This window comes from Sulfuricurvum sp. (assembly GCF_028681615.1).
Classification (GTDB): domain Bacteria; phylum Campylobacterota; class Campylobacteria; order Campylobacterales; family Sulfurimonadaceae; genus Sulfuricurvum.
The window spans coordinates 41449-64284 of the sequence record NZ_JAQUHV010000014.1; the positions used below are offsets into that span (position 1 = coordinate 41449).

Consider the following 22836-nt stretch of genomic DNA (forward strand, 5'->3'; position numbering starts at 1 on the left):
TACTATGTATATTTATGACAGTGTGAAAAAAACAAAATCCAAATTTGAATCGCTGATAGAGGGAAAAGTTTCCCTCTATGTCTGCGGTCCTACGGTGTATGACGATGCTCATTTAGGGCATGCGAAAAGTGCACTGGTATTTGATCTACTCACACGCGTCTTGGAAGCGGAAGGATATGATGTTCTTTTTGCCCGAAACATCACCGATATCGATGATAAAATCATCAATAAAGCGCGTGAATCAGGTCTTACAACGACTGAAATAGCTGAGCGCTACAGTGCTGCCTATCACCGTGATATGGCAGCAATCGGAGTACGTCCTCCGACACTGGAACCTAAAGCCACCGAATCCATCGACGCGATGGTGGAAATGATCCAAAAACTACTCGACAAACATCATGCCTACACGATTTCAAACGGCGATATTTATTTCGATACTGCCAGCGATAAAAACTATCTCAGTCTCAGCGGTCGCCAGAGTATGGAAAATGTCAGCCGGGTTGAAAAAGTGGGTGAAAAAAAAGATGAAGCTGACTTTGCCCTCTGGAAAGCTGTGCACGATGATGGTGTCGCATTCGATTCCCCTTTTGGACGCGGACGGCCGGGATGGCATCTGGAATGCTCCGCAATGATCGAACGCTACGTCCGCCAAGGGGAGGGAAAATATGCCGTAGACATTCACGGCGGCGGGGCCGATCTGCTCTTTCCCCATCATGAAAACGAAGCGGCACAAACCCGCTGTTCAAGCAATCATGAATTGGCCGCGTATTGGATGCATAACGGATTTGTCACCATTGGCGGCGAAAAGATGTCCAAAAGCTTGGGAAACAGTTTTTTCCTCAAAGATGCGCTGAAAGCCTATGACGGAGAGGTACTTCGGTTTTACCTCCTCAGTACCCATTATCGTGGAGATTTCAATTTTAACGAAGAAGATTTGATCGCTTCCAAACGGCGACTCGACCGCTTATACCGTCTGAAAAAACGCCTTTTCGGCCTTTCCGCTTCTGTGATCGAAACCGATTTCAAAAAAGCGTTACTCGAAGCGTTGGGAGATGATCTGAATGTTTCCCGTGCCTATGCCCTGATCGATGAACTGATTTCTCAGGCAAATGAAGCGCTTGATGCCAACCCTAAAGATAAAAATTACCGACAAAATCTACTCTCATCACTCGCCGCGGTCGAAGAGATTTTAGGATTCGGAGGCCAAAATCCCTTCGAGTATTTTCAATTCGGCTTGGATGAAGAGGCTAAAGAAAAAATCAACGAGCTTATCTCCCAACGGAGCGAAGCCAAAAAGAACAAAGATTTCGGCTTATCCGATACCCTGCGTGATGAGCTCACCGCACTCGGCGTCTCTATTATGGACACTCCTGCGGGAACGGTGTGGGAGATTCGTGAATGAAAGAGAGCTATAAACGGTTCTGGCCCTATATCCGCAAATATAAACTCCAATTTTTGATGGTTTTCATCGGAATCATTCTGACCGTCAGTGCAACGGCGGCTACCGCACATATTATGAAACCGTTGATGGACAATATGTTTATCAAAAAAGAAGCCCGAATGCTCTACATTATTCCTATGCTTCTGATCGGCATTTACGTTATCAAAGCGGCGGGACGTTACATCCAATCGGTTTTCAATACCTACATCGGCCTGCATATCGTTTCTACAATCCGGGAAGAGATGCTGGCTAAAATGGTCAATATGGACATGCAATTTCTCTATATGAACCGCAGCGGCGAACTCATCTCTCGGATCACCAACGATATCAATAGAATCCAGTACTTCGTCTCTTCGATGATGCCTGAGCTCATACGAGAAAGTCTGACGGTTGTATCCCTCGTCGGATACATCATCTATCTTAACCCCACTCTTGCATTCTGGGCATTGATCGTTATGCCTGCCGTCATTGTTCCATTGCTCCAAATTACTAAACGGCTCAAACGTCTTGCCCACAGATCCCAAGAGAAAAATGCCGATATGGTTACCCGTTTAACCGAAGTGTTCAACAATTCCGAAATCATCAAATCCAATGCGACTGAGCACTACGAATTGAAACGTTTTCAGAGTGAGAATGAACATTTTTTCAAACTCAATATGAAATCTTCCTATACCAGTGAATTGATCTCTCCGATGATGGAGATTATCGCGGCAGTCGGACTGGCAGCAGTTATCTTTATAGGGGGAAAGCAGGTTTACTCCGGTGCAATGACCGTTGGTGAATTCACCGCTTTTTTAACGGCTCTTGGTTTAGTATTTCAACCGCTTAAAGGGGCCAGCAATATCCTGGGAAGAGTGCAAGATGCCCAAGCCGCAAGCGAACGGGTATTTCATATTTTCGATATTCAAAACCAGATTACGGATGGGCAATTGGCATTAAAGGATGCTGTAAAACGGATTCAATTTGATCAGGTAACGCTCAAATTTGAAGATAAAACAGCCTTAGACGCTATCAGCATCGATATTAAAGCCGGAGAGACGATAGCCTTGGTAGGGCAAAGCGGAGGGGGGAAAAGTTCATTTGTCAATCTACTTCTCCGTTTTTACGATCCGATATCCGGAACTATCTCCATTAACGGACATAACCTGAAAGAGTATACGCAGCAATCGCTCCGATCCCAAATCGCTTTTGTCTCACAGCGAGTCTATATCTTCCAAGATACTCTGGCAGCCAATGTAGCATACGGCGATACCATCGATGAAGCACGTGTCAAAGAAGCGCTTGCCATGGCAGATGCGTTGGAATTTGCTCAATCGCTGCCTGATGGGATTTACACAGTGATGCAGGAGTTCGGCGCCAATCTCTCAGGCGGTCAAAGACAGCGGATTGCAATTGCCAGAGCAATCTATAAACATGCGTCTCTTCTCATTTTGGACGAAGCGACCAGTGCCCTCGACAATGAGACGGAACGTAAAATCCAAAATACCCTTAAAGACTATACAAAAGACAAAATTACCATCCTTATCGCCCACCGGCTCAGCACCGTTCAAGATGCCGATCGGATACTGGTATTCAAAGCCGGAAAAATTGTGGCGGAGGGGTCACATCAGGATCTGTTGAACTCTTCCGAAGAGTATCAGCGTCTCAGCCAAACACTCACAGAAAGTTAAAGGACTCTATATGGGATTACCGCTCCATTCACGCATTCGGCAAAAAATCAAAAATGCCCTGAATGCTCTTTTGGCTCTCTTTTTCCCTTCTCATGCCAAACATGAAACCATACCGACCGAATCGATCCGACGCATATTGGTGATCCGAATCAATTACCGTATAGGAAATATCCTCTTTACGACTCCGCTGCTCCGCGCGCTTGAACACCGTTTTCCCTATGCTAAAATCGATGTTTTGATCGGAGCAAAATATCCATCCTCTCTCCTAAAAAGTTCAGCAGTCGAAAACGTATTTGATCTGCCACGGCGTCTTCTGAAAAATCCGTTGCATTTGTATCGCTATATCCAACAGCTCCGTGCCACGGAATATGATCTCGTTCTGAATCTAAACAGCGGTTCGGCCAGTGACCGCGGGGCTGCTTTTTTGGCTCGAGGCATATACAAACTCGGATTTGACGTACCGGGAAACTGGACCCCTTTGACCCATGTCGTCAATCCCCCTTCCGGGTCAGTCCATGAAGCGTTAAAACCTCTGTTGTTGATGCAGGCATTTGGAAATAATGCAAACGATTTCCCTCAAAAAATGGATATCGCCCTGAGTCAAGAAGAGAAAAATCAAGGGCTTGAAGAACTCAAAAAACGGCTCTCGCTCCAAGGATATACTTGGGGAAGCAAAGAAAAAATTATCGGTATTTTCCGTGATGCCCGTTTTGAAAAGAAAATTGAAAACAGTTGGTGGAAAGAGTGGTATCTCCACATGAAACAACTCAATCCGAATGCCTTATTTGTAGATATCCTCTCTCCCGATGTCAAAGAAAAGTTGGAGGATGACTTCTATACGCTTATGGAGTCCAATCTCCGATTGTTAGGCTCAATTCTCTCACAAATGGACGCTTTTATTTGCGGTGACACGGGGCCAATGCATTTGGCCAGCGCGTCAGGAGTTCCTACCCTCGCACTGTTTAAAGCCAGCGCCCCGACACTGTATGGAACATTAGGATTAAATGACCGTTCACTTTCTCTCCAAGGGTTTACCCCGGAAATGATCGCAACACAAATCACTCAACACCTTCAATCTCTCCCTCCTGCGTCTCAAGGCTCGCTTGATTAACAAAGTATTCAACCTTTTTTGAGTATAATCGCGACAACTTTTACCATGACGAGGCGGGTCACCATGTTTGATTACGAATCTTTAAAACCCTGGCTTTTTAAACTTCAGCCTGAAAGTGCTCATACCCTTGCCGAGACACTGCTTCGAAGTGCAAGCTATTGTCCCCCTCTGTTCAACGGTTGGATGGCCAAACATTTCATTACACACCCTTCGCTTACGCAAGAGCTTTTCGGACGTACCTTCCTAAACCCTGTGGGGCTGGCGGCCGGATTTGACAAAAATGCAACAATGTTTCAAGGAGTTATGGCACTCGGATTCGGATTTAGCGAGATCGGAACACTGACACCGAAACCTCAGGAAGGAAATCCCCGTCCCCGACTATGGCGCCATATCGAAGAAGAGACCCTTCAAAACGCTATGGGTTTTAACAACGACGGTCTGTTTCGTATCTCTCACCGTCTCAAAAACATTTACCCTTTCAGCACCCCCATCGGTGTGAATATCGGAAAAAACAAAATCACCTCAGATGCCAATGCGATCAAAGACTATACGAATCTGATCAAAGCGCTCCACGAATACGCCGATTATATGGTCATCAACATCTCCTCTCCGAATACTCCCGGTCTGAGAGATTTGCAAAACGAAGCCTTTATCACACAGCTTTTCAGTGAAGCCAAAGCAATTACGTCGAAACCTATTTTGCTCAAAATCGCTCCGGATATGTCTGAAGACCAAGCCGTTGAACTGTGTGCCCATGCCGTAATGAGCGGTGCGGACGGAATTATTGCCACCAACACCACAATCGATTACTCCCTTGTCAGTGAACCAGAAGAGATGGGCGGACTTAGCGGTGAAGTACTCCGTGAACGCAGTTTCTATATTTTTGATGCCATCGCACGTGAACTGTTCGGAAAAACAACCCTTATCAGCGTAGGCGGTATCAGCACACCTGAGGAAGCCTATCGCCGTATACGCGCCGGTGCGTCATTGGTTCAGCTCTATACCTCACTGATTTTCAAAGGACCCGAGGTGATCGAAGAGATCAACAGCGGTTTGATTGATTTGATCGCCCAAGACGGCTACAGTTCCATCACCGAAGCAATCGGTGCAGATCGACGATGAAACTCTTCATCGCAACAATTTTGAGTTTAGGAACCCTTATGGCCTCATCCCTGCCCCACTATGAAACAAAAACATTGTCCAACGGATTGCAAGTCGTTGCCATCCCAATGGATAACGGCTCGCACGTTATCTCTACCGATATTTTCTACAAAGTTGGGAGCCGTAACGAAGTAATGGGTAAAACCGGGATTGCCCATATGCTTGAACACATGAACTTCAAATCGACCAAAAATCTAAAAGCGGGCGAGTTTGATGAAGAGGTCAAAAGCATCGGCGGACTGAATAATGCCTCGACCGGATTTGATTTCACCCATTATTACATCAAATCCAGTACCGAAAACTTGCCTAAATCGCTTTCGTTGTTTGCCGAATTGATGCAAAATCTGAATCTCAAAGACGATGAGTTCCAACCTGAACGCAACGTCGTAGCCGAAGAGCGTCGATGGAGAACCGATAACAATCCGATGGGATACATGTATTTCCGTCTTTTTAACAGTGCCTATGTCTATCATCCATATCATTGGATGCCGATCGGATTTATGAACGATATCCAAACATGGACATTGGAAGATATCCGACATTTCCATGCGACCTATTACCAGCCGAAAAATGCCATTCTCGTCGTAACCGGAGATGTTTCAGCCGACGCGGTGTTTGATGAAGCTCAAAAACAATTCGGCAATGTTCCCAATACACTTGATATCCCTGCAGTCAAAACCGTCGAACCTGAACAAGACGGTGCACGCCGTGTAATGGTCGATAAAGAGAGCGAAGTCGAGATGCTCGCCATCAGCTTCCCGATCCCGAATTTTCAGCACGCCGACCAAGCAAAACTTTCCGCAATGAGCGAAATGCTCAGTTCCGGCAAAAGCTCACGCTTGTATCGTACATTGGTAGATGAAAAACGCCTTGTAAATCAAATCTACGCCTATAACATGGAAAACACCGATGCCGGAGTATTTCTCTTTGTCGCAGTGTGCAACAACGGTGTAAAAGCGGAAACTGTAGAAGAGGAAATCTGGAAAATCATCCATGCGCTTCAATCTGCGCCTGTTGAAAAAGCGGAACTTGATAAAGTCAAAATCAATACCAAATCGGATTTTATCTATTCGTTAGAGAGTTCAACATCGGTAGCCGATCTTTTCGGAAGCTACCTTGCACGGGGTGATATTTCACCTTTGATGAAGTATGAAGCGACAATCGAAGCCCTCAAGCCGGAAGACATTCAGACGGTTGCCAAACATTATTTGGTTCCTGAAAAATCAACGACAATAATCCTACGAAAAGGTCAAAAATGAATCTAGTAACAGGCTCAACAACTGCCTTGATAACTCCGTTTAAAAATGGACAATTGGATGAGCAAAAATACGCTGGACTGGTACAAAGACAAATCAATAACGGAATCGATGCCGTTTGTCCGGTCGGAACGACAGGCGAAAGCGCAACCCTAACCTATGATGAGGACAGACGATGCATGGAAATCGCGGTTGAAGTGTGCCGCGGTACCTCTACAAAAGTATTAGCCGGTGCGGGAAGCAATTCAACCGCAGAAGCGATAGAAGCAGCTAAAACAGCGCTAAAATGCGGTGTTGACGCCATTTTTTCCGTAGCTCCGTATTACAACAAACCTTCCCAGGAAGGACTTTATCAACACTACAAAGCGATTGCAGAATCGGTTCCTGAGCTTCCGTTTATGCTCTACAATGTTCCCGGCAGAACGGTCGTTGACATCAGTGCCGATACCGTTATCCGTCTTTTTGACGATGTCCAAAATATCTACGGTATCAAAGAAGCGACGGGAAGCATCGAACGCACTATCGAACTTCTCTCACGCCGGCCGGAATTGAAAGTTTTTTCAGGCGATGATGCCATCGACTACGCTATCCTCGCGTGTGGCGGAGCGGGTATCACATCGGTCACCTCGAACCTCTTGCCGGATTTAAAAGCCCAATTGGTTGCCAAAGCGCTTTCAGGAGACTTGAGCGGTTCAAAAGCACTGAACGACACCCTTTTCCCGATCAATAAAGCGCTGTTTTTGGAATCCAATCCGGTGATGATCAAAGCGGCAATGTACATTGTCGGCCTCATCGATACCTTGGAATACCGACTTCCTCTCGTCGCCCCGAGTAATGAGAATATGAAAAAACTTGAATCTGTACTAAAAAATTATAACATTGTAGGAGCATAAAGAATGGCAAATATGAAAGGTAAAACACTCGTAATTACAGGAGCAACCAAAGGGATCGGACAAGCGATCGCAGAAAAATTTGCTCAGCAGGGTGTAAACATTGCTTTTACCTACAATTCCAACGGTGAAACAGCAGCTATTTTAGCCCAAGAGTGGGAGAGCAAATACGGCGTAAAAGCTCGTGCGTATCCTCTCAATATTTTAGAGCCGGATGAGTTTAAACCTCTTTTTGAAGCAATTGATGCCGATTTTGACCGTGTCGACTTTTTTGTCAGTAATGCAATGATCTACGGCCGTCCGGTTGTCGGCGGATACGGAAAATTTATGCGTCTCAAACCGCGTGGGCTTAACAACATCTACACCGCTACCGTCAATGCATTCGTTGTCGGAACCCAAGAAGCGGCAAAACGGATGGAAAAAGTGGGCGGCGGTGCCGTCGTAACGATGTCTAGTACCGGTAATCTTATCTACATCGAAAACTATGCGGGTCACGGAACCAATAAAGCAGCCGTTGAAGCGATGGCACGTTACGCAGCCGTAGAGCTCGGAGAGATGAACATCCGTGTTAATGCCGTATCAGGAGGACCGATCGATACCGATGCACTCAAAGCGTTCACCAACTATGAAGAGGTCAAAGCCGAAACGGTAAAACGCTCAGCACTTAACCGTATGGGAAGCCCTGACGACATCGCAGGTGCCGTTTATTTCCTCTGTACCGAAGAGGCGAGCTGGATCACCGGTCAAACAATCATTGTTGACGGTGGCACAACATTTAGATGATTAATATTCCCAATATCTTAGCCTTTATACGCCTTCTTATCGCTCCACTGATGTTTTGGATTATTCTTAATCCTCAAGTATTTACCGATGCCGGATGGGATATCAGCTGGAACTATTACATGGCATCGTTACTGTTTGTCATCGCCAGTACAACCGATTTTTTCGACGGTTATGTCGCACGTGAACTCGATCAAATTACCATCGTCGGGCAGATTCTCGATCCTCTCGCGGATAAAATGCTTACCCTCGCCGCTTTTTTGGGTTTAATGATGACCGGTGCCGCATCGGCATGGGCTATTTACATCATCATCGTACGTGAACTCTTCATCACTGGACTTCGTACACTCTCCCTCTCAGAGGGGATCGATATCAGTGCCTCATGGGCAGGCAAAGTCAAAACCGTTGCACAGATGATTGCGATCGGATTTTTGCTGATGCATTGGCCGTTTGGTGATGTTCTCCTTTGGATTGCGGTGGCATTAACCCTCTACTCAGGCGGTGAATACCTCGTCGGATTCGCCAAAGCATATCAATCCAAGGAGCATACAGCATGAGTTGGATAGCTGCCCTCCTCGTCCTCTCCGTTCTGATTTTTTTTCACGAATTGGGACACTATACTGCGGCACGATTGTTCGGTGTTTACGTTGAAGTCTTCAGCATCGGTTTCGGAAAAAAACTGGCCTCATTCCGCTGGCTGAATACCGACTGGCAAATCTCGGCAATCCCTTTGGGGGGCTACGTCAAGATGAAGGGGCAGGATGATCTTGACCCGGGTGCTATCAGCTATGACGACGATAGTTATAACAGCAAGAAACCGTGGCAACGAATCATCATCCTCCTTGCCGGTCCGTTAGCCAACTTCGTTCTTGCATGGATCTTTTTTTATGCCATTGCACTCGGAGGGCCTCAAAGCCTTTCCCCTGTGATCGGAAACGTCCTCAAAGATTCTCCCGCATATACGGCAGGTCTTCAAAAAGGGGATGTTGTCCTTTCGATTAATAATGAAAAAATCCGCGAATGGAATGATCTTTCCGATAAGATCAAAAGTTCTGTCGGAACATTGACCCTCACCATTAAACGAAACAATTCGCTCCAAGACATCTATGTCACCCCGAAGATAACCGAATCGCAAAATATGTTCAAAGAAAAAATCTATAAGCCGATGGTAGGGATTGCCCCATCCGGTGCTACTCAAAGACTCGACCTCAATCCGATTGACGCACTCTCATATGCATCAAAAGAGACATACACCTCTTCTTTGCTCATTTTCCAAAGTGTTCAAAAACTGATTACAGGGGTTGTACCGGCGAAAGAAGTAGGCGGTGTCGTCAGTATCGTCAAAATTACTGCCGATGCAACGGCATACGGCTGGATGAGTCTCCTCTTTTTCTCGGCACTGATCTCTGTCAACTTAGGGGTGCTTAATCTCCTCCCTATCCCGGCGCTCGATGGAGGACATATCATGTTTAATCTTTATGAGATCATCCGTCGCAAAGCTCCGAGTGAAGCGGTAATGACTCAGCTCACGATCGGAGGATGGATAGTATTGCTCGGCCTTATGAGTCTTGGCCTTTATAACGATATTACGAGGTTGATGCAATGACGACACTGGAACAAAAACTTCACTTTGACACAATTATTGAGCGGGTTGAAAAAGCCCGTTTACGGGTAAACGATCATCACATTGTCAAAATTGTCGCTGCGAGCAAATACGTTGATGCAGAAGCGATCAAATCGCTTTACGAAATCGGTCAACGGGCTTTTGGAGAAAATAAAGTTCAGGATCTGATGAGCAAAAGTGAAGCGTTGGATGCCTTACCCATCGAATGGCATTTTATCGGTACACTTCAAAAAAATAAAATCAATCATCTCTTGAGTGTGCGGCCTCATCTGCTTCATTCCATTGACTCTATAGAACTTGCCCATGCACTCAATGAGCGTCTTGAACGAGACAATATGACATTGCGCGCTTTGGTTCAGGTCAACTCAGCCTATGAAGAGTCGAAAAGCGGCTTCCTTCCGGAAGTATTTCACGAAAATTACACCCGCATCCTTGAAGAGTGCCCGCGGCTACATCTGCAAGGAATCATGTCCATCGGGGCACATGTCGATGATCCGAAAATCGTTGCCAAAAGTTTTGAAATAACACGACAAATTTTTGATTCACTTCCGGGTGCAACTATCTGTTCCATGGGAATGAGCAGCGATTTTGAGCTGGCAATCGAATGCGGTTCCAATATGGTTCGCTTAGGGTCCGTTCTCTTCCCAAAAGCATAAAAAATACGCTTTTTTTCGATCTTTTATCATCATAAAAAACTCACAGCTATGCTATAATCTCCCATCATAAGGGGCAAAGGGTATAGGTGAAAAAGATCAAACAACGAGCGATACTCTATGCCATGGGGCTGATTGTATTACTCGTAGTGATTTTTATTTCAACTATAATCCAAGACAAAAAAAAGGTACTCGATGAGAAAACTTCCGCTCATCGATCACTGCTTCAAAACGCATTTGATTTATCCCTCCTCGATACCGAAAAAGGACTCAGTGATTTAGCCTGTAAAATCTCTTCCAACCGTGACATCGTCGATGCTTTCGCAGCACGTGACCGAGAAGCCCTCTACCGTCTTACACTCCCCTATTTCCAAGAAGCGAAAAGACGGGGAGAAATCGATATGAGCGGGTTTGTCGGAGCAGACGGCGCCCATTTTTTACGGATGCAAGATCCCCAAAAATACGGAGACAATATTCTTAAAAAACGGCCTCTTTTGGCCTATGCCCTTAAAACCAAAAAACCGATTACCTCCTTGGACGTCACCATCTATGACGTTGCGTTGGTCACTATCATCCCTATCTTCAAAAACGACACCTTCATAGGGATTATCCAAACGGTAGCTAAAATCGATCGAGTCCAAAAACGACTTGATGTCCATTCCGGGATCAAAAGTGCTATCGCGTTCAATACCCAAAAACTTAAAATGGTATTGCCGGATGATCAAAAAATCAGCTACAGCGGATTTTCACTCGTCTCATCCAATGACCCTCTATTTGAGCATCTTCCTTCAACATTTAGTTTCCATCAAAGCAATCGATACGAAATCAATAATTTGGATTATGTCATCGCGTCACGTTCTCTAAGCAATTATCAAAATGAGACGATCGCAATGATGATTTGCGCGTTCGATATTACCAATGACGTTAAAGAGTACAATGCAGAGATACGCAATCTTCTGATCATAAGTCTTATTTTACTCACGGTTGTAGCCATCGTACTTCATTTCGGGTTTAGAATTTTAATTCGCCGCATCGACCGTGATGCCAAAATCACCCGGGAACTGAATCACAAGTTGGAGCATCAGCTCCATACCGATCATCTTACGTCTCTTCCTAACCGTAATGCCCTAATCCGAGACATCCACTCTACCCGTTTTTACGCGCTTATTTTATTAAATATCGATAATTTTAAAGAGATCAATGACTTTTACGGCCATGCAATCGGAGATGAAACCCTCTTGGCATTGAGCCGATCGATCCATGAAGCCATTCAAAAATACCCGATGAAACTCTATAAAATGCCGTCGGATGAATACGCCATTGTTATTACAGAACCTATGAGTTCTCTGCAGCTCGAAGTCTCACGTACCGATATTGTTCACTATCTGCAATCCAAATATTATGATGTACACGGTGCCAGCATCTATGTCGCTTTAACGATGGGAATGGATATCTCAATGCGCAGCCGCAATACGAACAGTCTTTTGGCTAATGCCGATATGGCTCTGAAAGCGGCTAAAAAAAGGCACCTCAGCTATATGCTCTATGATGAAACGATGCAAATCAAACAAGAGTATCAAAATAATATTTTCTGGAGTAAAAAAGTTAAAGAAGCGATCGAAGAAAAACGTTTTTGTCTCTATTATCAGCCAATCATCGATCCTAAAAACGGAGATATTGTCGAGTATGAAGCGCTTATTCGTATGATTGACAGCAACGGTTCGACGATCCCGCCGAGCTATTTCCTCCCTGCTGCAAAACAATCGCGCCTTTATCCGTTAATTTCCCAATTCGTCGTAACTGAAGTGTTCAAAATGTTGGAGAGTACTTCCCATCATTACTCCATCAACCTCTCCGTAGATGATATTTTCGACAAACCTACAAAAGAATTTATAATCCATAAACTCCGTACCTCTGCACATGCAAAACGGTTGATTTTTGAACTCTTGGAGAGTGAAGGGATAGAAAATTACCAAGAGGTCTCAACGTTTATCGCAGAAGTAAAACAATACGGCTGTCGGATTGCAATCGATGATTTCGGTACGGGCTATTCGAACTTTGCCCACATCTTGCAGCTGGATGTCGATATTCTAAAAATCGACGGTTCTTTGATCCGTAACATCGATAACGATCCGAATGCGCAAACCGTCCTTATCGCAATCACAGAGTTCTCTAAACGTTTGGGACTTAAAACGGTCGCAGAATTCGTCCATTCCGAAGCCGTCTACAACAAATGCAACGAACTCGGAATCGACTATTTGCAAGGGTATTATATCAGCGAACCAAAACCGTTAGGATGAGAGGGTAATACGAAATCCTTTTCGGGTTCCCTCGCATAACGTTATCTCGCCTCCGTGCGATTCGGCAATGTTCTTAGCCAATACCAGCCCCAAGCCGTTCCCGCGTTCTTTGGTACTTTTAAATGCCTCAAACAGCCACTTTTTATTCTCGATCTCAATACCGGAATCATAAATTTCGAAAGTATGCACAGGTCCCTCTTGATGATGGACAATTTCGATCGTACCCTCATCTTCTTCATCCAGCTCAATCGCATCGATCGCATTAAAGACAAAATTGGAAAAGAGCATACTCAGCAGATCCAAATCCCCTATGAGATCAAAATCTTCCTCAGGGAAGATAAACTCAATTGGTTTGGCATAGCTGTAATAGCCGATAGCACTTTGCAGTGCTTCACGGATTTGCCACCATTTGAGAGCGTTTTTTTGCGCACTGACCCCTTTTGAAAACATCAGAGTCGCTTTGATAATCCGCTCAATACGATACAGCGATTTTTGAATCTCTTCCACGATAGGACGATTTTCAGGCAGTACCCTCTTGATCAGCGTGGATGCAAGCAGCGCGATAGAGCCTATCGGGTTACGGATTTCGTGGGAGAGATGAGCCGCCATTTGCCCCATTGTGGCGAGATTTTCTTTCCGTTTTTGTTCCGTGATATCCGTTGCGCTCAAAAGATGCTTTTCATTGTGGTGTGCTGATTTGATCAGGAAGGAGCGTTCTTTGAAGTTTACTTCGTAGTCCTCTTCTCCGTAGCGAAGTGTCTCAAATAAAGAGTCAAGCTCTTTTGCCTGTGAATTTTGCAGAAAGATCGAACCGTCTGGTTCAACGATCCAAATCGCATTGGGAAGAAATTCGATCACCTGCTCAATCGTCGATTGCAGAAACTCATATGATTGGCGCAATGCCACGTATTCTTCTTCGACCTTGTACGTTTGATCGATAAGGGCTTTTAGCTCACTGGGAGAAATCGTATCACTCATCAGAAGTCGCCCAGATGCATTAAAATGCGATAGAGCCCGTACGCGTCATTGACACCGGAAAGCTCACGAATCGAGTGCATAGCAAGTGTAGGAACCCCCACATCAATCGTTTCCACCCCGAGACGTGTCGACGTTATCGGCCCGATCGTCGAACCGCATCCCAAATCGCTGCGCGTCACAAACGTCTGCGTCGGTACGTGCAGTGAATGCGCACATTGCACAAAGCGCCCCATCGTACGTGAACTGGTCGCATAACGCTGATTTGAATTGATTTTGATCGCAACACCCTGATTGAGTATCGGAGCATGTTCGCTATCATGTTTGGACGGAAAATTCGGATGCTGTGCATGGGCGTTGTCACATGACACCATCACTGAACGGCGCATAAGGGTAGTAAATGACTCTCCCGCGATTCGGCGCAAAGTCTCTTCCAAAAAAGTCCCTCCTGCACCGACATGCGAATCGCTTCCCACCTCTTCGTGATCCATGCAGGCAACAATCATCGGATACGACGTCTCCATCAACGCACTCATCCCAACATAACAACTCAGTAGATTGTCCAAACGCGCAGAGGTGATAAACTCTTCGTTCACTCCGACAAAAGAGCCTTTTTGGGAATCGTAAAAACTGAGCTCATGGGCCAACAAAGTCAACCCAGTGGTGTCTTCTCGAATTTGAGTGAGGATGAATTGCTCGAAATCGATTTCTCCGGTCGCAATGATCGGAACGATATCGGTTTGTGCGTTGACCGTACGTGACGTATTCGCATCACGATCGAGGTGAATCGCCAGTGAAGGGATAACAGCGATAGGAGAAGCGATGTTGATAAGCGCTTCACGTCGTACATCCCCCTCCAGATACACCACACGCCCCGCCAATGAGAGATCCCGGTCAAACCACGGATTGAGCAATACTCCGCCGTAAGGCTCAACGCCGAGCCGTTTAACACCTGCTACACTCGTCAGAGGATTCGGTTTGAGACGCAGATGAGGCGAGTCGGTATGCGCACCGACAATGGTGTACCCTTTTTCGGCACACGGAGGATAGGTGAATGCGATAATCGAAGAATCGTTGCGAGTAACGTAATAATCCTTATCCTCTTCGAGGTTCCAAACCTGATCTTCTTCGAGTCGGATAAAGCCATGACACTCCAACATCTTTGCCAGCCATGCTACCGCATGAAACGGAGTCGGGGAAGCATCGATAAATTGGATCAGTTCTTCGTTAAATTCGCGCATTATAATTCCTTGATAAGTGATTATTCTCCATAATGGCTCCACATCCGCAAAATTCTCACCGTCTTCGTCTCTTCGATCACCTGATACACCAAACGGTGCTTGATATTGATACGACGAGAATAGGCTCCGCTGAGATTTCCGACGAGCTTTTCATAACTCGGAGGCGTTTGGAACGGATTGCATTTGATTATCTCGATCAGCTCTTTTGCCTTATCGGCTAATCCTGCCGCAGAGAGGTTTTTTGCATCTTTTTGAGCCTCTTTGCTGTAGAGGATTTTGTACTCTACCATTCGACCGTTTCGCTAAATTCGCTGTCGGGGGCATTCATGGCTTCGGTAATGGATTGTGCCATGTTTGGGATAGAGGTGAGATATAACGTCTCTTCTATCGCTTTCCAGTCCTCTTGAGAGACCATAACGGCGTTATGGCGTTTACCTGTGATAATGATCGGTTCGTGGCTCTGTGCCGTCTCGTCGATGAGATTATAGATGTCAGATCGAGCTTGAGAGGCAGTTATAACTTTTGTCATAGGTGCTCCTTATAAACAAATCGTACCGAAAAGCGTACGTTTTGTCAAACCCATATTTTATGAAATAATACTTACATTACTATGATGAGTTGGAACATAGTATCGTTTTTGTAAATTTTTTCTTATATCATCCCATTCTAATAAAATTGGTATCGTTTCAACATTTTTATTGTTTTCCAATTGGATGATCGATAAGGAAACTGTATTTACATTATATTGTTTTTGATAACGAGTATGCATTAATTCTAAATTGTTTCTGGCATTATCAATAGTAGATGACACCAAGTCTCTTATTTTAGAATGTATTACACCAATTGAATCAATATAGTTTCGTATATATTCTTTAAGATCAATTTCATTAGTCATTTCATCTAAAACACTTGCTTTAAATTTTGCATCTAATAAATCTTTTTGGGCATAAATATCTATATACATTTCCCTTTTAGATTTATCTTCTTTCCACCGACCAGCTAATGATAATCGATGTACAGCCATACCTGAATGCTGAAGATAATTTCTAAATGCTTCCATAAATCTATAATGAATTTTTTCATCATATTCTTGATATTTATAAGATTTAACTAATTCTTTGATTTTTTTATCATTGAATATCTCACTTACATGTGTCTCTAAACTATCTATATACAATCTTGTAGAAGTTAAAATATTTATTATTTTTGTATTTAATTCTGATTTAAACTCATAAAACTCTTGATAATACCCACCTCTATTAATTTCATTCAAGAGAGAAATATTTAAAACACTTTTCTCAAAATCCGAATAATTATTAATGATGATATGATATTTTTCTTCAATTGAAAACATTTCAGAAAGTTTGATTTTTGATTCTTTACATTCTAAATACTCAATTTCTGACAAAACTATTTCCTCAGAACAATCAAAAGCATTTGTTCTAAGAACATATTGTGTATTCATTAAAATTCCTAATACTTAAACCACATCCACATCTTCCAACGCACTTAACTCTTCTATCACCTTATTATCAACCCGTATCGCCGAATCAATCACAACGTCACACAGTTTTGAGACAATCGTGAGTTTGATCGGGCGACGTCCCGGATGACGTCGGATCAGGGTGTAGAGCTTTTCGAGTGATTCGAGGTTTTCACTGAGACGGATGCGGAGCAGCAACGGTTCCTGCGGTGCTTCGACGATCTTCGTCTCTACTTTTTTCGCCTCTTTTTTCGCTTCGGCGAGGGTCATGATTTTGGTTACGCTGATGCGGGTAAACATTTCGGTGTGGGTCACCTTGACCTTGAACGCGATCGGTTCGTCCAAGTCCATTTTCTCCAGCTCTTCGAGTTTGTCGCTAAAGAGCATCACCTCGATATTTCCGTGGAAGTCCATGAGGCTGACCAGTCCGAACTGTGACCCTTTTTTCGACATTTTTTTGGTGATCTCTTCGACTTTTCCGATAAATATGGCACTCGAACCGTCTTCGATATTTTCAACCTCGGAAGAGAGAGTATAGTTGATGGCATCGATTTGATCGCGGAAATTATCGAGAGGATGACCAGAGACGTAAAAGCCGAGGGTGTCTTTCTCGAAATCAAGGAGCGTTTTAAGATCAAATTCGTCCATATTTTTGAGGGTTAGCTCAACCGCCGTCACCTCTTCATCATCTCCAAAAAGGCTGAATTGGGCATCTTTTTTCAAAGATGAGCCTTTTTTTGCCGTCTCTACGAGAGTTTCAACCTGTTCTAGGAGCGCACGGCGAGAATATCCGAAATGGTCCAGCCCCCCCGCTTTGATGATACACTCGATCACCCGTTTGTTCACTTTTTGTGGCTCGATGCGGTTGATGAAATCCTGAATATCTTTGAACTCACCTTCGGCACGTGCTTCGAGGATCGATTCGACTGCCGCTTCACCGACCCCTTTGATCGCTCCGAGACCGAAGAGAATCTGATCCTGTCCGTCTTTATTGATCGCGGAGAATTCGAGCTGTGAGTGGTTGATATCGGGAGCACCGAGGAAGATTTTCATCCGTTTGGCTTCATCGATGTATTTGACGACTTTATCGGTATTGTCTTTCTCTGATGTGAGGAGAGCCGCCATAAACTCTTGCGGATAGTAAGTTTTGAGCCATGCGGTTTGGAACGTGACCATCGCGTACGCCGCCGAGTGGGATTTATTGAATCCGTAGCCGGCGAATTTCTCGATCAGGTCAAAGAGTTCCGAAGCTTTTTTATAATCCAGCCCCTGTTTCTGTGCCCCCTCAGAGAACTCTTTGTTGTACTTTTGCATCTCTTCGATTTTCTTTTTCCCCATCGCACGACGAACGATATCCGCCCCGCCGAGGCTGAAGCCACCGACCGTTTGTACGATCTGCATGACCTGCTCTTGGTATACGATAACCCCATAAGTCGGTTTGAGGATCGGTTCCATCGACGGGAAGGTATAGCTGATCGCCTGACGACCGTGTTTACGTTCGATAAAGTCATCGAGCATTCCCGATTCCATCGGCCCCGGACGATAGAGGGCAAGTACCGCAATCAAATCCTCAAACAAACTCGGTTTAAGACGGCGATTTAGATCCTGCATCCCCGAGCTCTCAATCTGGAACATCCCGATCGTGTCGCCGCTTTGGATGATCTCGTATACTTTCGGGTCATTCTCATCGATTTTATGCCAGTTAACATCCACGTCATAACGCTTTTTGATCAGTTTGATCGCGTTATCGATAACATCGAGCGTTTTAAGTCCCAAGAAGTCGAATTTAATCAAATCGATATCTTCGAGATAGTTAAGTGAATACTGGGTGACAAACGTCTCCTCACCGGAAGGTTTGTAGATCGGGGTTTTCTTCCATAACGGTTCGTTAGAGATAACGACTCCCGCTGCGTGCATCCCCGCATTGCGTTTGAGTCCTTCAAGCTTTTTGGAAAATTCCCATACCCGAGCTGCCTGCGTATCCGACTCGATCAATTCCTGAATTTTCGGCTCTTTTTGGAACGCTCCGGGTTTGAACTCGCCCCCTTTGGTTTTACCGTTTAGAGTAATCCCCAGTTCATCGGGAATCAGTTTGGCCATCATATCGGCCTGAGAAAGCGGCATTTCAAGTACCCGTGCAACGTCGCGGATAACCCCTTTGGCTAACAACGAACCGAATGTGATGATCTGTGCGACCTGCTCACGCCCGTATTTACGGACGACGTAGTCGATAATTTCACCGCGGCGCGCCTGCATAAAGTCCATATCGATATCGGGCATCGATACCCGTTCCGGATTGAGGAAACGCTCAAAAAGGAGATCGTATTTCATCGGATCGATGTCGGTAATCTCCAAAGAGTAGGCGACGAGACTTCCCGCTGCCGATCCGCGTCCCGGTCCGACGGCAATCCCCATCCGTTTCGCTTCGCGTACGAAGTCCCAAACGATCAGCATGTAGCCGGGGAATTTCATCTGATTGATCACTTGCATCTCGAACTCTAAGCGGTCACGATACTCCTGATGGCGTTCAGCAGGAACGTGTTCGAGCCGCATTTCCAGTCCGATACGGCATCGATGGATAAAGTATTCGGAGTCTTCCGCAATTTCCAATCCCTCTTCGAGGGCGTATTCGGTGGTAAATTTGAAATTCGGCGGTGTCGGATTTCCCAGTTTCAGTTCCAACTGACATTTATCGACAATCTCCTGCGTGTTATAGAGTGCTTCGGGGATATCGGCAAACAGCCGTGCCATCTGTTCGGGTGATTTGATGTAAAACTCATGGACGGAGTGGCGCATACGTTTGGGATCGTCGTAGAGTTTATTCATTCCGATACACATGAACGCTTCGTGATACTGTGCATCGTCGGCATACGTGTAGTGGGTGTCGTTGGTCGCGACGAGTTTGATCCCCGTTTCTTGGGAAATTTTGATCACCTGCTCATCGATAAACAGCTGATCGGCAATCCCGTGGCGCATGATCTCCATGTAAAAATCATCCCCGAAAATCTCTTTATACTCCAACGCGATCCGTTTGGCTTCTTCGTAGCCCCCTGCCCCGTTTTTGACGTTACGTTCACTGTTGGTATTGAGATGCCAGTTTACCTCTCCCTGCAAGCACGCAGAGGTACAAATGATCCCCTCGCTGTTTTCTCGTAACAGCTGTTTGTTGATGCGGGGAAAGTAGTAAAAACCGTTGATATAGGCTTGGGAAGAGAGGTACATCAGGTTTTTATAACCTGCCTCGTTTTTGGCAAACAAACAAACGTGAAAACGCTGTTTGATTGTTTTATCCCCTAAATCTTCGCCGTTATGGATGTAGGCTTCCATCCCGATAATCGGTTTGAGTCCGGCTCCTCTCATCTGCTGATAAAAATCGATCGCTCCGAACATATTCCCGTGATCGCTCATCGCGACCGAGGTCATCCCGAGTTCTTTGACACGCGCCGCCAATGCGGAAATCTTGTTCGCGCCGTCGAGAAGGGAGTATTCGGTATGAAGATGCAGATGGGTAAACGGAGGGACAGTACTCATAAAAAAATGCCTTGAAAAAAAGTAAGTAGATTATAGTGTTTCGAGGGTAAAGGGGAGCTTTTAAATCCGCTTTGAGAGTAATTTATTCAGTCCGTCCGCAAATAAGCGCACCGTTTTTTCCCCGATTGCAGAGGGACCTCCCGTGATCTCCCCATTATTGCGAAGTTCTTCCATCAGATTCCGCATCGCTAAGAGATGTTTGATGTTGTTTTCATCGTAGATCGTTCCGCGCGGATCGAGTGCTACCGCTCCGATGGTGACGATCCGATCTGCCAGCGGAATATCGGCGGTGATCACCAGATCTTTCGGTTCGCACAGTTCGGCAATACGGTGATCGGCTTCATCAGGCCCCTGTGCAACGACCTCCATCGATACATGCTCAACATCGGGGATTCCGATCCGCTTGTTAGCAATAAAAACGGTCGTAATCTTCCGTTTCAACACTGCACGAAGCAATATCTCTTTGAGGGCATTGGGAAATGCGTCCGCATCAACGAGAATTTTCATTTTGACCCACTTTTTTAATCAATTTGTCGTGAAAACCGGAAAGAAAACCGATAGCGACACTGCTTCCGATCAGGGCAAAAAACATATCCGATTGCGTATCCCAGATATCACCCTGAGTTCCCAAAAACTCATCTGCACCCTGCCCCATCCATACAGCCGCTCCCCACTCGATCAGTTCATACGACGCACTGATCGCAAGTACGATACAGATAACGATAAAGTTCAACATCCGCCGTCCGTTGATGTAATTTCCGCGAATCAAGATCTCACGTGCAATCAAAGCCGGAGCGAAACCCTGCATAAAATGACCGATTTTATCATACGGATTTCGCGTCAGATTGAGCCACTGTGCAATCTCAAATCCGAGCGGAACACGGGCATACGTATACATTCCTCCAAAAATCAGAACGATCGAATGAAGCAAGATAACCCAATAGAGCAATGACGTCAGAGGAAACGTTCGATAGGTAGCCGCTAAAATCGGCAATGCGATTATCACGGGGGCAACTTCCATGCACCATGTCAAAAAATCATACGCGTGCAAACCCGTGTAGATCAATAAAGCAATGAGAAAAAACCCGCCCAACAGAATAAATTTCAGATCATTGTCCACTGTTTTAGTCATTGTTTCAACTCTAATCCAACCGTTTTGCCAGATCAATTTTGTAGTGTTCCAAATCAAAATTTTCCACACGTGCCACACCGCTTTTTACCGCTGCTTCCGCCACACTCGCCGAGACTTCGACGATCAGCCGTTTATCGAACGGTTTTGGGATGATGTACTCTTTTCCGAAACTCAACTCGGTTTTATAGATCGTATTAAGATATTCCGGTATTTCCGCACGCGCCAATGCCGCCAATGCCTGAGAAGCTGCCACTTTCATCTCCATATTAATCGTTTTGGCACGTACATCCATCGCACCGCGAAAAATAAACGGAAAACCGAGGACGTTATTCACCTGATTCGGATAATCGCTTCGTCCGGTCGCGACAATGGCATCGGGACGCGCAGAGCGGACATCTTCTGGAAAAAGTTCCGGAACCGGATTGGCAAGGGTAAAAATGATCGGCTCAGGCGCCATACATGCGATATCCTCTAACGTAAAACTCCCCGGTGCCGAAAGCCCGACAACCACATCGGCATTTTCAAACGCACTTCTCAAATTCATCCCCTCCGGTGCTGCAAATTCGAGCTTTTGCGCATTGAGATCGCTTCGTCCGGCATGGATCAGCCCTTTTGAATCGGACATATAGATCTCACGGACTCCCATAAAACGATAAATCCGTCCGCAGCTGATTGCCGCCGCACCGGCTCCTACGATCACGACCCGGATCGATTCCAACGAGCGCCCGGTCACTTGGCATCCGTTCATAATGCCCGCCAAGGAAATGACTGCCGTACCGTGCTGATCATCATGCATTACGGGGATGTCGAGACGTTCGATAAGACGCCGCTCGATCTCAAAACACTCGGGAGCTTTGATGTCTTCGAGATTAATCCCTCCGAATGTCGGAGCAATCGCCGCAACCGTATCGCAAAAACGCTCGATATCGGTTTCATCCACCTCAATATCGTATGAATCAAGACCTCCGAATTTCTTAAAGAGGATTGCTTTGCCTTCCATCACCGGTTTAGAAGCGAGCGCACCGAGATTTCCCAGACCCAATACCGCTGTTCCGTTGGAAATAACGGCAACAAGACTTCCTTTTGACGTATAACGATAGGCGTCATCCGGATTTTTTTGGATCTCCAAACACGGTGCGGCAACACCGGGAGAGTAGGCCAAACTCAAATCATCCTGCGTGACAAATGTTTTTGTAATTTCAGTTGCAATTTTTCCTGCTTTTGGATACTCATGATAATACAATGCTCTTTCATTTAACGCGCTATCGTGATTCAACTGTATTCCTTATCTAATATATCTCAATTATACAATTGTATTTCTTCACTTACACATTGTACATAACATACACTTTCTGAATCGCCACTCTTTAAATGATATTATCGTGTTTTTCTTTGATGTCCAAAAAGAGGGAGAAATTATCGAAAAAAAGATCGACTATTTTTGGATCAAAATGTTTTCCGCGTTCAGATTTAATATGGGCAAATATATCATTTAGTGGCCATCCTTTTTTATAAGCTCGTGTACTACTGATAGCATCGAGTACATCTGCAAATGCTACGATACGGCCAAAAATATGAATTGCTTCTC

21 protein-coding genes are annotated in these 22836 nt (G+C 45.2%); 11 read left to right on the forward strand and 10 right to left on the reverse strand.

The genetic code is table 11. The features are described from left to right. Window positions 1-4 precede the first annotated feature (4 nt). The 11 genes from cysS to PHE37_RS11335 all read left to right on the forward strand — a co-directional run bounded on the left by cysS (window position 5) and on the right by PHE37_RS11335 (window position 12886). Entirely contained in the window at window positions 5-1402 is a 1398-nt protein-coding gene (gene cysS / locus PHE37_RS11285; protein WP_300008638.1) for a cysteine--tRNA ligase, read from the forward strand. After that, window positions 1399-3111, forward strand: a complete 1713-nt coding sequence (locus tag PHE37_RS11290; protein ID WP_299995600.1) for an ABC transporter transmembrane domain-containing protein — start codon at window positions 1399-1401, stop codon at window positions 3109-3111. The genes cysS and PHE37_RS11290 overlap by 4 nt, the downstream gene beginning before the upstream one ends. 10 nt (window positions 3112-3121) lie before the next feature. Continuing rightward, on the forward strand, window positions 3122-4222 hold the full coding sequence (locus PHE37_RS11295) for a glycosyltransferase family 9 protein (protein WP_299995601.1): 1101 nt from the start codon (window positions 3122-3124) through the stop codon (window positions 4220-4222). 63 nt (window positions 4223-4285) lie between these two features. Further along, window positions 4286-5344: a quinone-dependent dihydroorotate dehydrogenase gene (locus tag PHE37_RS11300; protein WP_299995602.1), complete on the forward strand. Its 1059-nt coding sequence runs from the start codon at window positions 4286-4288 to the stop codon at window positions 5342-5344. A gap of 38 nt (window positions 5345-5382) precedes the next feature. Beyond that, window positions 5383-6642, forward strand: coding sequence for a pitrilysin family protein (locus PHE37_RS11305; protein ID WP_299995604.1), 1260 nt, complete (start codon window positions 5383-5385; stop codon window positions 6640-6642). Beyond that, window positions 6639-7532: a 4-hydroxy-tetrahydrodipicolinate synthase gene (gene dapA / locus PHE37_RS11310; protein WP_299995605.1), complete on the forward strand. Its 894-nt coding sequence runs from the start codon at window positions 6639-6641 to the stop codon at window positions 7530-7532. The genes PHE37_RS11305 and dapA overlap by 4 nt, the downstream gene beginning before the upstream one ends. Before the next feature lie 3 nt (window positions 7533-7535). After that, complete coding sequence (locus PHE37_RS11315) at window positions 7536-8312, forward strand: enoyl-ACP reductase (RefSeq protein ID WP_299995606.1); 777 nt, start codon at window positions 7536-7538, stop codon at window positions 8310-8312. After that, window positions 8309-8866, forward strand: a complete 558-nt coding sequence (gene pgsA / locus PHE37_RS11320; RefSeq protein ID WP_299995608.1) for a CDP-diacylglycerol--glycerol-3-phosphate 3-phosphatidyltransferase — start codon at window positions 8309-8311, stop codon at window positions 8864-8866. The genes PHE37_RS11315 and pgsA overlap by 4 nt, the downstream gene beginning before the upstream one ends. Continuing rightward, a complete protein-coding gene (gene rseP, locus PHE37_RS11325; protein ID WP_299995610.1) occupies window positions 8863-9915 on the forward strand; it encodes an RIP metalloprotease RseP in 1053 nt (350 codons plus the stop codon). Before pgsA ends, rseP begins: the two co-directional genes overlap by 4 nt. Then, window positions 9912-10589: a YggS family pyridoxal phosphate-dependent enzyme gene (locus PHE37_RS11330; RefSeq protein ID WP_299995612.1), complete on the forward strand. Its 678-nt coding sequence runs from the start codon at window positions 9912-9914 to the stop codon at window positions 10587-10589. The genes rseP and PHE37_RS11330 overlap by 4 nt, the downstream gene beginning before the upstream one ends. An 86-nt stretch (window positions 10590-10675) precedes the next feature. Then, window positions 10676-12886 carry an EAL domain-containing protein gene (locus PHE37_RS11335; RefSeq protein WP_299995614.1) on the forward strand — a complete coding sequence of 737 codons (2211 nt, stop codon included), beginning with the start codon at window positions 10676-10678 and terminating at the stop codon, window positions 12884-12886. Here PHE37_RS11335 and PHE37_RS11340 read toward each other — a convergent pair. The 10 genes from PHE37_RS11340 to PHE37_RS11385 form a co-directional block, all read right to left on the reverse strand. Then, window positions 12878-13864, reverse strand: a complete 987-nt coding sequence (locus PHE37_RS11340) for a HAMP domain-containing sensor histidine kinase (RefSeq protein WP_299995616.1) — start codon at window positions 13862-13864, stop codon at window positions 12878-12880. The two genes, PHE37_RS11335 and PHE37_RS11340, sit on opposite strands and share 9 nt — an antisense overlap. After that, window positions 13864-15102, reverse strand: coding sequence for a M18 family aminopeptidase (locus PHE37_RS11345; protein ID WP_300008640.1), 1239 nt, complete (start codon window positions 15100-15102; stop codon window positions 13864-13866). The genes PHE37_RS11340 and PHE37_RS11345 overlap by 1 nt, the downstream gene beginning before the upstream one ends. A gap of 20 nt (window positions 15103-15122) precedes the next feature. Then, window positions 15123-15392, reverse strand: coding sequence for a Txe/YoeB family addiction module toxin (locus PHE37_RS11350; protein WP_299995618.1), 270 nt, complete (start codon window positions 15390-15392; stop codon window positions 15123-15125). After that, complete coding sequence (locus tag PHE37_RS11355; RefSeq protein WP_299995620.1) at window positions 15386-15631, reverse strand: type II toxin-antitoxin system Phd/YefM family antitoxin; 246 nt, start codon at window positions 15629-15631, stop codon at window positions 15386-15388. The genes PHE37_RS11350 and PHE37_RS11355 overlap by 7 nt, the downstream gene beginning before the upstream one ends. A 57-nt stretch (window positions 15632-15688) precedes the next feature. Then, a complete protein-coding gene (locus tag PHE37_RS11360) occupies window positions 15689-16567 on the reverse strand; it encodes a hypothetical protein (protein ID WP_299995622.1) in 879 nt (292 codons plus the stop codon). A 15-nt stretch (window positions 16568-16582) separates the two neighbouring features. Further along, window positions 16583-20116, reverse strand: coding sequence for a DNA polymerase III subunit alpha (dnaE, locus tag PHE37_RS11365; RefSeq protein WP_300008642.1), 3534 nt, complete (start codon window positions 20114-20116; stop codon window positions 16583-16585). 60 nt (window positions 20117-20176) lie between these two features. Beyond that, complete coding sequence (locus PHE37_RS11370; protein ID WP_299997804.1) at window positions 20177-20623, reverse strand: YaiI/YqxD family protein; 447 nt, start codon at window positions 20621-20623, stop codon at window positions 20177-20179. After that, window positions 20607-21248, reverse strand: coding sequence for a DUF2238 domain-containing protein (locus PHE37_RS11375; protein WP_299997807.1), 642 nt, complete (start codon window positions 21246-21248; stop codon window positions 20607-20609). The genes PHE37_RS11370 and PHE37_RS11375 overlap by 17 nt, the downstream gene beginning before the upstream one ends. Window positions 21249-21258: 10 nt before the next feature. Continuing rightward, on the reverse strand, window positions 21259-22524 hold the full coding sequence (locus PHE37_RS11380) for a malic enzyme-like NAD(P)-binding protein (protein ID WP_300008644.1): 1266 nt from the start codon (window positions 22522-22524) through the stop codon (window positions 21259-21261). A gap of 91 nt (window positions 22525-22615) precedes the next feature. Beyond that, on the reverse strand, window positions 22616-22836 hold a 221-nt coding region (locus PHE37_RS11385; protein ID WP_366881175.1), incomplete at its 5' end, for an HD domain-containing phosphohydrolase.

Excerpts from the sequence above, each read along its gene's own strand:
- PHE37_RS11300 (WP_299995602.1), top strand. The coding sequence starts at position 4,286 with ATGTTTGATTACGAATCTTTAAAACCCTGGCTTTTTAAACTTCAGCCT.
- PHE37_RS11355 (WP_299995620.1), bottom strand. The coding sequence starts at position 15,631 with ATGACAAAAGTTATAACTGCCTCTCAAGCTCGATCTGACATCTATAAT.
- PHE37_RS11345 (WP_300008640.1), bottom strand. The coding sequence starts at position 15,102 with ATGCGCGAATTTAACGAAGAACTGATCCAATTTATCGATGCTTCCCCG.
- PHE37_RS11360 (WP_299995622.1), bottom strand. The coding sequence starts at position 16,567 with ATGAATACACAATATGTTCTTAGAACAAATGCTTTTGATTGTTCTGAG.
- PHE37_RS11330 (WP_299995612.1), top strand. The coding sequence starts at position 9,912 with ATGACGACACTGGAACAAAAACTTCACTTTGACACAATTATTGAGCGG.
- PHE37_RS11350 (WP_299995618.1), bottom strand. The coding sequence starts at position 15,392 with ATGGTAGAGTACAAAATCCTCTACAGCAAAGAGGCTCAAAAAGATGCA.
- PHE37_RS11370 (WP_299997804.1), bottom strand. The coding sequence starts at position 20,623 with ATGAAAATTCTCGTTGATGCGGACGCATTTCCCAATGCCCTCAAAGAG.
- PHE37_RS11290 (WP_299995600.1), top strand. The coding sequence starts at position 1,399 with ATGAAAGAGAGCTATAAACGGTTCTGGCCCTATATCCGCAAATATAAA.
- PHE37_RS11305 (WP_299995604.1), top strand. The coding sequence starts at position 5,383 with ATGGCCTCATCCCTGCCCCACTATGAAACAAAAACATTGTCCAACGGA.
- dapA (WP_299995605.1), top strand. The coding sequence starts at position 6,639 with ATGAATCTAGTAACAGGCTCAACAACTGCCTTGATAACTCCGTTTAAA.
- PHE37_RS11315 (WP_299995606.1), top strand. The coding sequence starts at position 7,536 with ATGGCAAATATGAAAGGTAAAACACTCGTAATTACAGGAGCAACCAAA.
- PHE37_RS11295 (WP_299995601.1), top strand. The coding sequence starts at position 3,122 with ATGGGATTACCGCTCCATTCACGCATTCGGCAAAAAATCAAAAATGCC.
- dnaE (WP_300008642.1), bottom strand. The coding sequence starts at position 20,116 with ATGAGTACTGTCCCTCCGTTTACCCATCTGCATCTTCATACCGAATAC.
- PHE37_RS11375 (WP_299997807.1), bottom strand. The coding sequence starts at position 21,248 with ATGACTAAAACAGTGGACAATGATCTGAAATTTATTCTGTTGGGCGGG.
- rseP (WP_299995610.1), top strand. The coding sequence starts at position 8,863 with ATGAGTTGGATAGCTGCCCTCCTCGTCCTCTCCGTTCTGATTTTTTTT.
- pgsA (WP_299995608.1), top strand. The coding sequence starts at position 8,309 with ATGATTAATATTCCCAATATCTTAGCCTTTATACGCCTTCTTATCGCT.
- cysS (WP_300008638.1), top strand. The coding sequence starts at position 5 with ATGTATATTTATGACAGTGTGAAAAAAACAAAATCCAAATTTGAATCG.
- PHE37_RS11340 (WP_299995616.1), bottom strand. The coding sequence starts at position 13,864 with ATGAGTGATACGATTTCTCCCAGTGAGCTAAAAGCCCTTATCGATCAA.